The 16,110-nt window shown below is 65.8% G+C and carries 9 protein-coding genes; 6 read left to right on the top strand and 3 right to left on the bottom strand.

The features are described 5' to 3' along the window. Positions 1-32 precede the first annotated feature (32 nt). Entirely contained in the window at positions 33-1,067 is a 1,035-nt protein-coding gene (locus C0Z19_RS07430; RefSeq protein WP_102609178.1) for a hypothetical protein, read from the top strand. A gap of 73 nt (positions 1,068-1,140) precedes the next feature. Here the strand turns inward: C0Z19_RS07430 and C0Z19_RS07425 are convergent, their stop codons facing one another. Continuing rightward, on the bottom strand, positions 1,141-3,402 hold the full coding sequence (locus C0Z19_RS07425) for a heavy metal translocating P-type ATPase (protein ID WP_425330268.1): 2,262 nt from the start codon (positions 3,400-3,402) through the stop codon (positions 1,141-1,143). A gap of 442 nt (positions 3,403-3,844) precedes the next feature. Here C0Z19_RS07425 and C0Z19_RS07420 point away from each other — a divergent pair, with 442 nt between their 5' ends. The 5 genes from C0Z19_RS07420 to C0Z19_RS07400 all read left to right on the top strand — a co-directional run bounded on the left by C0Z19_RS07420 (position 3,845) and on the right by C0Z19_RS07400 (position 14,071). After that, positions 3,845-5,341 (top strand): DUF1254 domain-containing protein, encoded by a 1,497-nt coding sequence (locus C0Z19_RS07420; RefSeq protein WP_102609348.1) that lies wholly within the window; start codon positions 3,845-3,847, stop codon positions 5,339-5,341. A 60-nt stretch (positions 5,342-5,401) separates the two neighbouring features. After that, complete coding sequence (locus C0Z19_RS07415) at positions 5,402-9,235, top strand: DUF748 domain-containing protein (protein WP_102609176.1); 3,834 nt, start codon at positions 5,402-5,404, stop codon at positions 9,233-9,235. Between the two features lie 434 nt (positions 9,236-9,669). Next, positions 9,670-11,526 (top strand): ABC transporter ATP-binding protein, encoded by a 1,857-nt coding sequence (locus C0Z19_RS07410; RefSeq protein ID WP_102609175.1) that lies wholly within the window; start codon positions 9,670-9,672, stop codon positions 11,524-11,526. 365 nt (positions 11,527-11,891) lie between these two features. Beyond that, the gene (locus C0Z19_RS07405; RefSeq protein WP_102609174.1) at positions 11,892-12,998 is read left to right on the top strand and encodes an esterase/lipase family protein; all 1,107 of its coding nucleotides are present in this window, start codon (positions 11,892-11,894) and stop codon (positions 12,996-12,998) included. A gap of 2 nt (positions 12,999-13,000) precedes the next feature. After that, on the top strand, positions 13,001-14,071 hold the full coding sequence (locus C0Z19_RS07400; RefSeq protein ID WP_233196055.1) for a lipase secretion chaperone: 1,071 nt from the start codon (positions 13,001-13,003) through the stop codon (positions 14,069-14,071). 98 nt (positions 14,072-14,169) lie between these two features. Here the strand turns inward: C0Z19_RS07400 and C0Z19_RS07395 are convergent, their stop codons facing one another. Beyond that, positions 14,170-14,382: a hypothetical protein gene (locus C0Z19_RS07395; RefSeq protein ID WP_146012013.1), complete on the bottom strand. Its 213-nt coding sequence runs from the start codon at positions 14,380-14,382 to the stop codon at positions 14,170-14,172. Positions 14,383-14,523: 141 nt separating this feature from the next. Further along, the gene (gene pdxR / locus C0Z19_RS07390) at positions 14,524-16,053 is read right to left on the bottom strand and encodes a MocR-like pyridoxine biosynthesis transcription factor PdxR (protein ID WP_102609172.1); all 1,530 of its coding nucleotides are present in this window, start codon (positions 16,051-16,053) and stop codon (positions 14,524-14,526) included. Between the last annotated feature and the right edge of the window lie 57 nt (positions 16,054-16,110).

The following is a 16,110-nucleotide window of genomic DNA, read 5'->3' as shown; positions in this document are numbered from 1 at the left end:
CCTTTTCCCTCCGTGCCCAAGGCGGCTCAACTGTGAAAGCGCGCACGCGCGCCGCTTCGTCGGGCGACGAGCGCCTTTCGGCGCGCACTGCGGTCGAACCCGAGCCGCGGCTGTCGCGGGGCGATGCGACCGACGCGGGCGAGGAGGCGCCTCTGCCGCTCTTCGATCCGCGTCAGGGCACGTTGGTCGGCTTCGAGTTGCCGGCGGACGTGTTCGCGTCGATAGCGGGCGCGGGCGCGCGGGGTGATACCGAGTCTGCGGTGTTGGAGGCAAGCGGCGTTTCGATGGGAGCGGCTGCGGCGGTCGAGGAAGCGCCGGCTGCGGTATATGCCCCGGTCGTCTCGAAGAAGGCGGCCGTGACGGAAGCGTCGCCCGTCGCAGAGATCTCGGCCGTACCGGAGACGCCAACTCCCGCGGAGGGGCCGGATGCGACGCGGACGCCCGCGATCAAAGCGCGGTCGGCCTCTGCGGGTCAATCGGTGGGTGGCGCAAAGCCGGCTGCCGCCCGAAAGGCCGCCCCTCGGAGGGCGGCGAGCCCCAAAAAAGCCGTCGCCCCTACGAAATTTCAAGCGATAGCGCCCGAGGCGCTTGTCGAGCGGTTCGAACCGAAGCCTATGGCTTCAGCCGACGCCGCTCGCACCGCCGAACCGAGCGAGCTTGCGCGGACCGTCGCGTCGCTACAAGAAACGATTGCCGGGGAACGTCACGCGGCCCAGGAGCGCTGGCGACAGACGCAGCGCTGGTTTGCCCTCGCGTTGGCCGGTCTTGCACTGTTGCTCGTCGTGTCGGTCGCTCAGATGGTGGCGCTGATCGCATTCGCCCATCGTGCGCAGGCCGAGCGCCAGCAAGCGCAAGCGGCTCTGTCCGAGCAGCAGGCCGCATTGGCCAATCTGGCAAGCGCCACTTCGGCGTTGTCCGCATCGGCCGCCGCGCGGCCAGCGCCAGCGTCCACCGCGATGGGCAATGCGAACGCCTTGGCAAAGTCCGCGCAGGAACCGATGAAGCGTGTCAAGGCCACCCATGCCCGGCATGCCAGGGAAAAGGTCAAACCAGCGGCCGCCAACTGAGCCGCCGCGAAGCCGCCTGCTGAAGCCGCCTGGCCGACGCAGGGGGCGCTGACAAGCGGCGTTCGACCGCCTGTCACCCCCTCTCGACCCCCTTCCACCGTTTGAGCAGCAGTGCGTTCGTCACTACGCTGACGCTGGAAAACGCCATGGCGGCGCCGGCGAGCATCGGATTGAGCCACCCGAGCGCTGCAAGCGGGATCCCGATCAGGTTGTACACGAAAGCCCAAAACAGGTTCTGCTGGATCTTCCGATAGGTCCGCCGGGAGATGTCGATCGCATCGGCCACGAGCGCCGGATCGCCTCGCATCAGCGTGATGCCGGCCGCATGCATGGCGACGTCGGTACCCGTCGCCATGGCGATGCCGATGTCGGCCGCGGCGAGGGCCGGGGCGTCGTTGATGCCATCGCCGGCCATCGCGACGATTTGTCCCGTGCGCGCCTTCAATTGCGCGACGATAGCGGCTTTGTCCTCCGGCAGCACCTGTCCGTAAAACTCGTCGATACCCAGCGCGGCCGCGACGGTCGCTGCGGCGCCCCGATTGTCGCCGGTGATGAGCACGCTCTTGATGCCGCGCGCCGCCAACTGCTCGACGGCAATGCGTGCGCTCGGCTTGATGCTGTCGCCGAACGCGATCAGTGCGAGCACTTGAGCAGGCGCCTGCCCCGAGGCCGGGCGCATCAGCCACGAGATCGTATTGCCGGCGTTTTCGAGTTCGTCCGCGCGGGCGCGTGCCGCGGCCGGCGGCTCGGCGCCGAGCTCGTCGAGCCAGCGCGCGTTGCCCACGCACACGGCGGCGCCGTCGATTTCGGCCCGCATGCCGCGCCCGGCCACGGCTTTGGCGTTGACCGCGGCGGGCACGCGCGGGCCGCTATCGTCGGCGCCGCCGATCGTTGCCGGGGCCTTCGTTGCGACGGCGCGGGCGTCGTACTCGGCCAACAGGGCGCGCGCGAGCGGATGGTCGCTGCTGCGCTCGACGGCGGCGGCGAGTGCCAAGGCGTCGTCGTCTGCCATCCCGAACGCTTCGAAAGCCACGAGTTGCGGCTTGCCTACGGTCAGCGTGCCGGTTTTGTCGAATGCGACGATCGACACGCGCTGCGCCAGCTCCAGCGCCTCCGCATCCTTGATGAGCACGCCGCGCCGGGCCGCGACACCCGTGCCGGCCATGATCGCGGCAGGCGTCGCGAGCCCGAGCGCGCATGGGCAGGCGATGACGAGCACCGATACGGCGTTGAGAATCGCCGTTTGCGCCGATGCGCCGGCCAGCAGCCAAAGCCCGAAGGTCGCCGCCGCGAGCACGAGAATCGTCGGCACGAAGACAGTGCTGACCCGATCGACGAGCCGTTGAATGGGCGCTTTCTCCGCCTGCGCGCTTTCGACGAGCCGGATGATGCGCGCGAGCGTCGTTTCGGCGCCGGTGGCTGTCGTCGTTACCTCGAGCGCCCCTTCGCCGTTGATCGAGCCGGCCGTGACCCGCTCGCCCGGCCCTTTTGCCACGGGCAGGCTTTCGCCGGTAATCAGCGATTCGTCGACATGCGTGCGGCCCGCCGCGATCGTGCCATCGACGGGCACGCGCTCGCCGGGCCTGACGACGACCACCATGCCGACGCGTACCTGAGTGAGCGGCACCTCGCGCTCGTTGCCGCGTTCGTCTTTGACTTGCGCCCGGTCTGGCCGCAGCGCGCTCAGCGCGCGAATGGCGTCGGTCGTTTCGCGTTTGGCCCGGGCTTCGAGCCACTTACCGAGCCGCACGAGCGTGATGACGACCGCCGAAGCTTCGAAATACAAATGCATGGTGTCGCCCGGTTGGGCGATCGTCTGCCAAACGCTTAGCCCGTATGCCGCCGAGGTGCCGAGCGCAACCAGCAGATCCATATTGCCCGAGCGTGCGCGTACGGCCCGATAGGCGCTGTTGTAGAAGCGGGCGCCGAAGACGAATTGGACGATGCTCGCCAGTGCGAGCTGCAGCCACGCGGGTAGTGCGACCTCGACGCCGAACGGTGCGGTCAGCATCGGCAGCATCAACGGCGCGCTGAGCAGCGCCGATAGCGCCACGGCGACCAACTCGCGCCGCGCCTGCCGCTCGCGCCCCGCGGTGGCGGGCGTAGCGTTCGCCGCCGCTTCCGCCTCCGCGGCTTGCGGTTCGTCGACGATAGGCTGTGCTTCATAGCCGGCATCGACGACCGCCTTGACGAGCCGCTCGACCTCCGCCGGCGTGAGCGGCACCGAGGCGCGCACGGATGCCCGCTCGGTCGCGAGATTGACGGAGGCGGCGGTTACGCCGGGAACACGCGCCAACGCCTTTTCGACCCGCGCGGCGCACGAAGCGCAGGTCATGCCTCGAATATCGAGCTCGGCGCTCGGCGCGTCGGCGGCCCGGGAAGAAGTGGAAGAAGCGAGTTCGGTCATGATGGCTCTAACGACGAAAACGGCAGGCGAGGCTGCGACAGAACGTACTGTCAACGTACTATCGACCTTCCCATCATGGGAAGGTCAAGCGTCGTGTTCGACCGATCGCCAGCACCCAGGCAACGGCGCGGGCAGGCAGACTGTGAGACCGGACGGCTCGGCGCAGAAAGTCGTCGCGGCGGGCGCGAGCGTTGCGCGCCTGATGCTGGAGTTTTCGTTCATCCTTGCTTCGTGGCCGAGGATACGATACAACGCTTTCGCGATTATCGAGAGAATCGACGTCGCGCGAGACCCTGGCCGGGGCGGACGCAACACAATGGCGAAGGCGGAGTGGGCCGCCCGATGCCGCGCAAACAGACCGTACACATACATGAAAACAACAACTCGAACATTGCTGTTGCCCGCGGGGACGCGTTCCTGGCTGGCCTGTGTCGCCATTGTTCTTGCGGGGTGTGCCGCACAGGTCAAGGCGCCGCCTCCACCGAAGGCGAGTGGGTGGACTCAGGACCGGGTCGTCGATTCATATGTGTTCGGCTATCCGCTCGTCGTGATGTCCACGGCGCGTGCGGCGGCGCTGGCGGGGGCTGGCGCGGGGCCTGACGCGGGCGCGGTGCTGAACACATTGCGTCCGGTGCCCGTGATCCACCCCGAAGGCGACACGCCGCCGCCGTTGGCCGACGTCGACACGTTATCGGCCAACGCCTGGCTCGATCTGTCGCAAGAGCCCGTCATCGTCTCCTTGCCGGAGACGCATGGCCGCTTTCTCGACGCGCGCGTGCTCGATATGTGGACGAACGTCGTCTGGTCGACGGGACCGACCGCCAATGCGCGGACCGGCGCGCCGAAGCCGCAGACGATCGCGTTCGTTGCGCCGGGCTGGGACGGGCAACTGCCGTCGGGCGTCGAGCGCGTCGATGCGCCGGGCAACAACCTGTGGCTGGGTGTGCGGATCGCGGCGCTCGACGCGCGCGCCGTGCCGTGGGCGCGGCGACTCGAAAGCGAAGTGCGCGTCGCGCCGCTCTCGGCCTATCTCGCCGAAGAGCACCAGCGGCATGCCGTCCGCGGCAAGCACGCGAAGCGGGGCCAGCACGTCGCGAGGGCCGGCAGCGATCCGAGCGAAAGCGTGGCCGAGGCCACGACGGGGCTGGCCGCGAACGCTGGGGCCGTCGCTCAGCTCGACGCCAACGCGTTCTTCGGCAGATTGGCGGATGCGTTGCGCGACAATCCCCCGGCGCCCGCCGATGCCCATGCGGTCAAGGTGCTGGCCGATATCGGCGTGAAGCCCGGCGAAGCGGTCCACTTCCCCGACGGCTCGGCCGATGCCATCGCTGCGGGCGTGGCCGAGGGCCTTAGGCGCGCGATGACGCCGCCCGTCAACGCCATTTCGGGCAACGGCTGGAATTGGGTTGGCGATGGCGTCGGCTTATTCGGTGACGACTATGCGCTGCGCGCCTATGCGGCCTATGCCCATCCGGGTATAGCGACGAAACAGGACGAAGCATTCCCGACCGCCCTGGTGGACGCTGCGGGCCAGCCGCTCGACGGCAGTCATGCTTACGTGATGCACTTTGCGCCGAAGGCGTTGCCGCCCGTGCGCGCCTATTGGACGATTACGGCCTACACGCCGAGCGGCGAGCTGGTGCCGGGCCACGTCCCGCACTATACGATCGACTCGCACGACCGCGTGCGCCGCAATCGCGACGGCTCCATCGACATTTACGTGTCGGCGAAATCGCCGGGCCGCGTGCATCAATCGAACTGGCTGCCCGTGCCGGCGGGTCCGTTCGAACTCGTGATGCGGCTGTACGCGCCGCAACCGAATGCGACCGACGGCAGCTGGCTGCCGCCCAAGATCGAGCCTCGGTAGCCGAGGGCGAAGACGTCGAATGAATCGAGCGGAGCGAGCAAGCGTGAGCGGAGCAGCGCGATGACGGATGAACCGAAAGGCGGCGCGCTGTCCCGTCTCAGGGAGAAGATGCGGTCTCGCGGTGCGCGGCGCGCGGCGATCGGCGCGGTGTTTGCCGTGGTGCTGTACGGACTGATTGGTTTTTTTGCCGCGCCGCCGTTGATTCGACACATCGCCGAGCGGCAGCTCGGGCAGGCGCTCGACCGGCCCGCATCGATTCGCCGCGTCACCCTCAATCCCTACACGCTTCGACTCGAAGTCGACGGTTTGCGTGTCGGCGAGCGCGGCGGCACGGGCGATTTCGCGACAGTCGAACGCCTGGTCGTGCGGGCGTCGTGGATCACGTTGCTACGATTCGCGCCAATGGTGAGCGAGCTGCGCATCGATTCGCCCCGCATCAACCTGGTGCGGTATGACGCGCAGCGCTTCAATTTCAGCGACATCGCCGAGAAGTTCGCCAAACCTTCGAAGCCGCAAGCGGGCCCGACGCTGTTCTCGGTCTCGAATATCGCCGTCGAAAACGGCCGCATCGATTTCGACGACCGCTTGCTCGGCGCGCGCCATGTCGTCGATCAGTTGTCGCTCGGCGTGCCGTTTATCGCGACGCTGCCCGCGCAGACCGACATCTTCGTCGATCCACGGTTTTCGGCGCGAGTCGATGGCAGCCCCCTCGAGATCCGTGGCAGAACGAAGCCATTTGCGCAATCGCGGGAATCGGACGTCACCTTGACGTTCAATGATCTCGACGTGCCGCGCCTGTTGTCTTACGTGCCGACGAAGCTTCCGCTCGAGGTGCAAAGCGGCAGGCTGGCCGGCGATCTGAAGCTGCGCTTCCTGATCTCGGCCGACAAGCCGACATTGACCGTTTCCGGCACTGCGGACCTGACCGATGCGCGCATCGTCGATGCGGCGCATGCACCGCTTTTCGCGGCGCACGCGCTGCACGTCGCAGCGGCAGGGCTCCAGCCGCTTGCGGGCGTTTATCGCTTTGACGAAATCCGCCTGGACCAGCCCGCGCTGCATCTGACGCGCGAGCATACGGGCGAACTCAGTATTGCCCACGCGTTTGCGTCGCCCGCCGCGGCCCCGACGCCAGCGTCCTCGACAGCGTCTCGGACAGCGGGCGCGAGCGCGATGGACGCGGCGAGCGCAGTCTCGGCCTCTGCGGCCTCCTCGGCGTCCGCTGCTGCTTCGCCCGCTGGGACCGTAGCAGCAAAGCCCGCCCCTATAGATGTATCGATCAAGCATTTCGCGCTGAGCGACGGCACCGTCGCGTTCGAAGACCGCGTGCCGGACCGTCCGGTCGCCGTCGACCTGTCGAACCTCCAAGCGTCGTTGGACGACTTTTCGACGCGCGGCGCCGCGAAATCGCGCTACGCGATCCAAACGACGCTGAAGCAAGGCGGGACCATCGCAGCAACGGGCGCGCTCGCGATGGCGGCCCAGCGTGCCGACGCCAAAGTGACGATCGACCATTTCGCCTTGCCGGTCGCACAACCGTATCTGGATGGCGCGACGCGGGCTCGGATCATCGAAGGCGCGCTCGGCGCGACGCTCTCGCTCGATGCCGATTGGTCGCACCCAAGCATGCAAATGCGCGTCGGCGACGGCGATCTGACGCTGACGTCATTGAAAATCAGCGGGCTCGCTGCGGCGAAAGGCGGTGCGCCGGACATCGCGCTCGCGCAAGGCCGCGTCGCCATCAAAAGCATCGACGTGGCGGCGCATTCGGCCGATATCGACCGGATCGAAGCCACGGGGTTGTCGGTGACGGGTACGCGCGACAAAGATGGCCGCATCAGCCTGACGCAGCTGGCGCAGCCGCCGGGCCAGTCGACGCCCGAACGATCGCGCGCGGTGCGAGCCGAAACGGCGCGCGAGCCTGCCCGCGAACGCCGGACTCATGAGCCGGCTCGAAGCAACCAGACAGCCACGCACGAAACGCAACCGGGCTGGCGCTATCGAATCGGCGAACTCGTTTTGCGCGACGCCTCGGCGGACATCACCGATGAAGCCGCACCCAGCCCCGCGACGCTGCACTTCGCGCCGGTCCAACTTGACGTGCGCAACATTTCTGAAGACATGAGCCGGCCGCTTGCGGTCAAGTTGGAGGCGTCGCTTAACGGCAAGGGCACGCTCGACGCCGAGGGCGCGATCGTACCGGCGCCGCTCGATGCCACGCTGAACGTGCAGGCGAACCGGCTCGATCTTTCGGCCGTCGAGCCTTATTTCGGCAGCGGGCTGCACGCGAAGATCGCGGGCGCTCAATTGAACGCCCGAGGACAAATCAAGGCTGCGATATCGAAGAATGGCGCCGCGTCGTATTCGTACCGGGGCGGGGCGGCGCTCGTCGACGTGCGTCTGCTCGATCGCACGACGTCGGCGCCGCTTGCAGGCTGGGGAACCCTTGGCCTCGGCGGCATCAACGCCCGCTACGACGAACACGGCGTCGACCTGGAGATTGCGCGCGTCACGTTCGCACGCTTTTTCGGGCGTGTGGTGCTTGACGCTCAGGGCAAGCTGAACCTGAACGACGTGCTGGCCCAGCAGCGTGCGGCCGCCGACGCGTCGGGCACCGGCAAGCAGAAGGCGGCGACGAGCACGGCGCACGTCGAAACGGCGCCGCCGGGCACGGCCTCGACCCCGCTGCGCGCCCGCATCGGCCAAGTGGTGCTGCAACAGGGCCATGTGAACTACACCGACGACTTTGTCAAACCGAACTACACAGCCGACCTCGTCGATATCACCGGGACGATCGGCACGTTCGGGACCGACGTCGCGACTCCGGCGCCGGTCAACATCAACGCAAGCCTGGCCCATAACGGCCCGGTCGCTATTCGCGGCACGGCCAACCCGCTCGCGCCGAAACCGACGCTCGACTTGAGCGCGAGTGCGCACGATATCGGGCTGAAGAACCTGACGCCTTATTCGCTGAAATACGCGGGCTATCCGATCCTGAAGGGCACGCTGAACGTCGATCTGCATTACAAGCTCGCAAACGACCAACTGACCGCGGAAAATCATCTTTTCATCGACCAGCTGACATTCGGCGAGCATGTCCAAAACGATACGGAAACGCACTTGCCGGTCCGCCTCGCCATTGCCCTGCTGAAGAACTCCCGCGGCCAGATCGACGTCAACATTCCCGTTTCGGGATCGCTGTCGAATCCGCAATTCAGCTTGGGCAGCCTGATCTGGAGCGCGGTCACGCATCTTATCGAGCGCGCGGTCACGGCGCCGTTCTCGCTGTTGGCGAACGCGTTCGGCGGCGGCGCGAGCGGTCAGCCCAGCGCGGAGCACTTGCAATACATCGCGTTTGCGCCCGGTTCTGCGGCATTGACGGACAGCGCACGCGAGAAGCTCGATACGCTTGCGAGGCTGATGACGGATAAAACGGAGGTGAAGCTCGAGTTGAGCGGACGAGCGGACGCGGACGTCGATACGTCGGGATTGCGTTTCGCCTACGTCGACGACCTCGTGAAGCAGGAGAAAGCGAAGGCGACGACGAGCGGCGGGCAACGTGTCGACTTGTCCACCGTGACGTTGACCCCCGACGAGTACAGCCGTTATTTGAAAAAGGCGTACGACGACGCCGATTTCAAGAAGCCTCGCAACTTCATCGGCCTGACCAAAACGTTGCCCGACGAGGATATGAAACGCTCGCTGGCTTACCACGCGCCCGTCGACGACACGAGCCTGCACGCGCTTGCCGAGCAGCGCGCCCAGAGCGTGCGCCAGTATTTGAGCCAGAAAATCGACGCCAGCCGGATCGCGATTGTGGCGCCGCATTTCGGCACGGAAGGGATGAAGGACAACGGCCCGTCGACGCGTGTGGATTTGACGCCCACGAACTGAGGAAAGAAACGAACAACTCGAAACGCATCATGCGGTGCGCCGAAGGTGCAATGGGCAACGCGGGCGATCCCTCGTTGCCTGTGTCGGGTTTCGCACGCCCATTTTGAGATACTGTTAGACTAGTTTCCCGTTCAATTCACTTAACCACCAAGGGAGGCGTTCGATGTCTATCACCACGCTTACAGCCGTCCCGAACGTGGCATCTGCTCGCAAGGGCGAACGGCGACCTTGACGTCGCCGTAGCTGCCGAAGCTTCGATTCTCGCCGTGTTCGGCCAGGGCCTCCCTGGCGTGCAAACCGGCTCTCGCATTTTCTAAGTCATTCCGCCGCGGTAAGCGGCCTCTCGTCGGCGCCGGACCGTTCGGTTCGCGCCGCGAAGCTTTTTCTTTCAATTTTCAGGACCCTGAGCGCGATGCGTTCGGGGCAGAACGCCTATGAATCACACAAAAATCGATCTTGGCGGGCAGACGTTCAAGGACGTCTTCGGCTTCGCCTTCACGCATTGGATCCGGCAGCGTCCGCGCATTGCCGCGATCGTCCTCGTCGCGCTATTGACCGCATTCGCCGACATCATGACGCCGTGGTTCGCCGGCCACCTCGTCGACGCGCTGGCCAGCGGCAGCCACGATAAAACGAGCGCTTTACATGCGGTGCTCGCGCCGTTCGTATCGTTGATCGCTCTGGCGCTGGCCGGCGCGTTGCTGCGTTACTTCACGTACTTCAGCATCACCGGCCTGACTCTGAAGATGATGAGCGACATCGCGGGCGACGCGTTCCACCGCGTGCAGAGGTTGTCGACCGATTGGCACGCGAACAGTTTCGCGGGCTCGACCGTGCGCAAGATCACGCGCGGCATCTGGGCGGTCGACCTGCTCAACGACACGCTGCTGATCGGGCTGCTGCCGTCGTTCATCATGCTCGTCGGAGCGACGGCGCTGCTCGGCGCGCGCTGGCCGGTCATGGGCGTCGTCGTCGGCACCGGTGCGGTGCTCTACATCGCCGTGACGATTACCTTGACGCTCAGCCTCGTCGCGCCCGCGGCGCGCTTGGGCAACGCCTGGGATACGCGGTTGGGCGGCGCGCTGGCCGATGCCGTCACCTGCAACTCCGTCGTCAAGGCGTTCGGCGCCGAAATGCGCGAGGAGCAGCGCTTGTCGCGCGTGATCGGAAAATGGAGCCACCGCACGCGCCGAGCATGGCTGCGCGGCACATTCAACGGTAGCCTGCAAAACGTCATGCTCGCCGCGATGCAAGCGGCGATGCTCGGCGTTGCCATCGTGCTGTGGCTGAACGATCGAGCGGGCGTGGGCGACATCGCCTTCGCTTTGACGATGTTCCTGGTGCTGCAAGGGTATTTGCGCGACGTCGGCATGCTGGTGCGGCAGTTGCAGCGCTCGGTCAACGACATGGAAGAGCTCGTTCAATTGACAAGCCAGCCGCTCGGCATCGACGACAAACCCGGCGCGGCCACGCTGGTCGTCGAGCACGGCGAGATCCGCTTCGAGCACGTGACTTTCCGCTATGACGCGCACGCGACGCCGTTGTATTCGGACTTCTCGGTCCGCATTGCGCCCGGCGAGCGCGTGGGGTTGATCGGCCATTCAGGGTCCGGCAAGACGACGTTCATCAAATTGATCCAACGGCTGTACGACGTGACGGAAGGCAGGATCACGATCGACGGACAAGACATTGCGGGCGTTCGTCAGGCGTCGCTGCGCGCTCAGATTGCGATCGTCCAGCAGGAGCCGCTGTTGTTTCACCGCTCGCTGGCCGAGAACATCGCCTATGCCCGGCCCGGCGCATCGCGTGCCGACATCGAACGCGCGGCACAACTGGCCAACGCGCATGAGTTCATCGCGGCGCTGCCGCGCGGCTACGACACGCTCGTCGGCGAGCGCGGCGTAAAGCTGTCGGGCGGCGAGCGGCAACGGGTGGCCATCGCCCGCGCGTTCCTGGCCGATGCGCCCGTCCTCATCTTCGACGAAGCCACTTCGAGCCTCGACAGCGAGAGCGAGGCATCGATCCAGGAAGCGATGGAGCGGCTCATGGTGGGTCGGACCACGCTCGTCGTCGCACATCGCTTGTCGACGGTGCGCTCGCTCGATCGTCTGCTCGTGCTCGATAAGGGGCACGTTGTCGAAGAGGGCGATCACGATGCGTTGATCCGGCTCGAGCATGGGCTGTATCGGCGCCTGTTCGAACGCCAGGCGCTCGAGCTGACCAAAGGCCTGCTTGCCGACGCACCGCTTAGCGAGCCACGGCGAGATGCTTCGAGCACCGCCGAGGCCTGATCGGCGATGGCGGCGTAACCGCTCTTACCCCCGTATCCGAGGGCCGACGCTTGCGTCGGCCTTTTTTTTCGGGACTCGGAAAAATGGTAGTTGCACCGATATGCGAATCTTTCATTGATGAATAAGAACGGGCTTTGTGTTATTGGCGTAATTTGTAATCTTTCTGAAAATATTCATACCTGACGCGATAAATCGATTAGTTATACCCGTCTAATTTGGGATTAATCCTCTTACGCAAAGCGGCATTTGCTGCTTCACTCCAATGCGCCGCACGACCCGTGTGCACGTGGTTTTGTCGCGGTTCTGTTTAAAACGACGTATGAATCCAACCGGCAGTTTGCCGAAATGGAATTGGAGGAAACGGTATGTCCAGATCGTTAAAGAAAAAAATGTTGACGAGTTTGACGGCACTCGCGATCGGTAGCGCGAGCTTCACTGGCTTTACCGGGTTGGCCGCATTTCTTTCGCTCGCAGAGCCGAATCTCGCCTTGGCCGATACCGCGCCGTCGCTCGACAACTACGCCTCGACGCAGTATCCGATCGTGCTCGTGCATGGCTTGTCGGGCACGGATCGCTATGCCAACGTGCTCGACTACTGGTACGGCATCGCGTCCGATCTCGAAGTGCACGGTGCGAACGTCTACGTCGCCAACTTGTCCGGCTTCCAGAGCGATCTGGGCCCGAACGGGCGCGGCGAGCAGTTGCTCGCCTATGTCAGGCAGGTGCTCGCCGCGACGGGCGCTCGCAAGGTCAATCTCATCGGCCACAGCCAGGGCGGCCTTAGTGCGCGTTACGTGGCTGCGGCGGCGCCAGACCTCGTCGCGTCGGTGACGACGATCGGCACGCCGCACCGCGGTTCCGAGTTCGCCGATTACGTCGCACAGGTGCTCGCAAAAGACCCCACGGGCTTGGCGGAGCCGTTGATCGGCAAGTTCGCCAACCTGCTCGGCACGCTGTTCAGCAGCAACTTCAATACGAACCAGGATGCGATCGCCGCGTTGACCGCGCTGACCACCACGGGCGCGGCGCAATTCAACGACGCGGTGCCGAGCGCCGGGCTCGGCGCACCCGGCTCGTGCCAGACGGGCGCGCCGACGGAGACGGTCGACGGCAACACGCACTACCTTTACTCGTGGGCGGGCAGCGCGATCGAACCGAGGTGGTCGGCGCTCGGACTGCGCGGCGCAGCCGATACGAGCGTATCGGGGCCGTTCGACGCGGCGAATGTCCTGGACCCGTCCACGCTGACGCTGCTGGGCTCGGGCGCCGTCATGATCAATCGCAATTCAGGTCCGAACGATGGGCTCGTCTCGGTCTGCAGTGCGCTGTTCGGCCAGGTGCTCAGTACGAGCTATCACTGGGATCACGTCGATGAGATCAACCAGGTGTTCGGTGTGCTGGGGCAAGACGCGGAAGATCCCGTTGCCGTCATTCGCACGCATGCCAATCGTTTGAAACTCCAGGGGCTGTAATGATGATGCGCCCAGCCGATGCAAAGCAGACCGTCGTCACGTACGCGCTATTCGGGCTCGCAGGCGTTGCCGCAGTAGCCGCGGTCTGGCATTTCGTTGCGCCGGCCCGGGCGCCGCAGGCTGCCGCGCGGCCGGCCGTCAGCGCGATGGCGCTGCCGGCCGTCGAAGTGGCGGCGCCGGACTCCGCTTCGGCCGCGCGGCCCGGCTCGCTGCCGGTATCGCTGACGGGTTCGATGCCGCCGCGGCTGCCGCTCGATGCGCGCGGGCACTTGGCCAAAGTACGCGGCGTGCGTGACTTCTTCGACTATTTCCTGACCGCGCAAAACGAGTTGCCGCCCGACGCACTGGATGCGCTCGTGCGCAAACGGATTGCCGCGCAGCTCGACGGCACGGTTGCGCAAGCCGAAACGCTGGATGTATGGCAGCGGTACCAGTCCTATCGGCAGGCGCTGGCCCGGCTCGCGCCGCTTGCAGCCCCGATAGCTGCGCCGATCGCCGCGAGCGATGGCAGCCGCGCGAGTCAGCTGGATCTCGATGCGATGCAATCCTCGCTCGACGAACGCGTGTCGCTGGCGAGCCGAACGCTCGGGGCGGATTGGAGCGAAGCGTTCTTCGGATCTGATTGGCGCCGCGCGCATTACGCGATCGAGCGGTTGCGAATCGTGCGCGATCCCGCGTTGTCCGACGCGCAGAAGGCTGCCCGCCTGCAGGCGCTCGATACGCAGATGCCGGCGCAGGAGCGCGGCGTCATCGAACGCGGCGAGCGCTCTCGCGCAACCGTCGATGCTATCGCACGGCTGCGCCAGCAAGGCATGTCGACGGACCAGTTGCGTGCAAAAGCGACGCAGGAGTGGGGGCCGCAAGCGGCCGAGCGCATCGTGAAGATGCAGCAAGACGAGGACGCGTGGCGTGCAAAGTACGCTGATTATGCGTCGCAGCGTGCGCGCATCGAAGCGATGGGATTGACGGCGGCCGAGCGCGATGCGCAGATCGCGCAATTGCGAGAGCACGCGTTCGCGAACGTGGGGGAACGGCTGCGTGCGGCATCGCTCGATCTTGGATCGGCCCATTGAATGCGATGGCGAAGCACAGCCGCACGGACGATAAGCGATCCGCCTGGCTGTGCTTCGATCGCGCTGCCGATGCTGTTGTCGACGTGACGCAGGTCGCCTCACAGGTATTTCAGCACCGCCTGCGAGAGTCCGCTGTCGAGGCGGATCCCGACCTCGGCGAGCCGCGTTGCAATGGCGACGGTCCGCTTCGTGACGGGCGGCAGGGCCTTGACGAATGTTTCCGGAATGGCCGTGTGGTTGCCGCGCCGGTTGATCTGAAAGTGGGCTTCCACGCCAACGCGGGCCGACGGCTTGGACGATCTTGCAAGCATGTCGCCCACGGGGTCGCTGGCCGGCGGGCTCGAGCGAAACTGCGAACAATGGCAACTACGGACAGCGCCGGCGGCGAGCAGCGGTGGCGACGCGCGGCCTCGTCGCATCGACCGGTTCTCGAAACGGTTTCGCGCCGCCGCTCAAGCCGCGTGCATGGCCCCGGCGCTCAGGTGCTGTTCGATGACGCGCGCAAGCGTCTCGAACGCCGGCCCGATCCTGTCGTTTGGTACGCACGCATAGCCGAGCAGCAAGCCGCGGCGCGCCACCTCCTCACTGCTGTAATAGGCCGCGAGCGGCCGCACGATCACGCCGGCTTCGAATGCAGCCGCGGTTACCGCGCGGTCGTCGGCAGAATCCGGTAGACCGAGCACGAGGTGCAGGCCGGCTTCGTCCCCCATTACGGGAAGCGCGTCCCCGAAGCGCGAGGTGATCGCATCGATCAGCATCTGCCGACGCTCGCCGTATAGCGCGCGCATGCGCCGCACATGCGAGGTCAGATAGCCGCCGAGGATGAATTCCGCAAGCACCGCCTGGTGCATCAACTGACCTTCGCGATACAGCTCGGCTACGCCCGTGCGAAACGTATCGACGAGATGCTCGGGCGCGACCATGTAGCCGATCCGCAGCCCGGGATACAGGATCTTGCCGAGGCTGCCGACATAGATGACGCGCCCTGCGTCGTCGAGCCCTTGCAGCGATGCGATCGGCCGGCTGCCGTAGCGAAACTCGCTGTCGTAGTCATCCTCGACGATCCAGACGTCATGCTGACGGGCGTATTCGAGCAATGTGCGCCGTCGCGCCAAGCTCATCACCATGCCGAGCGGATACTGGTGCGATGGCGTGACGACCGCAAGACGCGGCGGCGCGTGCGGCGCGGCCTGCGCAAGTTCGCGCGGGTTCAGTCCTTCGCTGTCCACGGGAATCGGTTCGAGCTCGAGCCCGGCCGATTGCAGCACGCTGCGCGCGCCCCAATAGCAGGGCTCCTCGACCCACGCGCGATCGCCGACGTCGGTCAAAAGCCTGACGGCGAGGTCCATCGACTGATGAATACCCGTAGTGATGATGATTTGATCGGGGGAGCATTTGACCGAACGCGCAACGCGCAGATAATCCGACAAGGCGCGCCGCAGCGGTCGATAGCCGCCGCCGGGTGCGTAGGTCAGCAGGTCGGGATTGGCTTCCTTCCAAAGCCGCGCCTGCAAGCGGCTCCATGTGCGCGAGGGAAACTCGGTGACGTCGGGTACGCCGGGCATGAAGGCGCCCCATTGCTTTGGCGCCACGCCGGCGCGGCCGATCAGACGCCGGCCGCGCGTCGACAGGCTTCGATGCGCGCGGCTTTCCTCCGGCGCGCCGGCCTCGCTCGCACGCGTGAAGACTCGCGGGCGCACGGCTGCGGTATCCGGTCGCGTGTCGGCGACGTAGGTGCCGCTGCCGGTGGTCGACAGGACATAGCCTTCGGCCGTCAGCTGATCGTAGACGCGCAGGACGGTATTGCGGGCAATATCGAGATCGTCCGCCAGCGTTCGGGAACTCGGCAGCTTCGTGCCGGGGGCGAGCTGGCCCGTCAGGATGGCATGCTGGACGAGGCGCAGTACCTGGCGGTACATCGGCTCGGCCGCGTCGCGTTCGAGCCGGGTCCCGAGCCAGTCCGACAAAATGATCGTATCCAAAGTGGTTCCCTTCGGAATAATGAAATGGTTCCGTTCAGTGGAACCGTAAACGATTAT

It is taken from the genome of Trinickia soli (genome assembly GCF_002879855.1).
Lineage (GTDB): Bacteria > Pseudomonadota > Gammaproteobacteria > Burkholderiales > Burkholderiaceae > Trinickia > Trinickia soli.
This window is presented reverse-complemented; position numbering and strand designations above follow the sequence as displayed.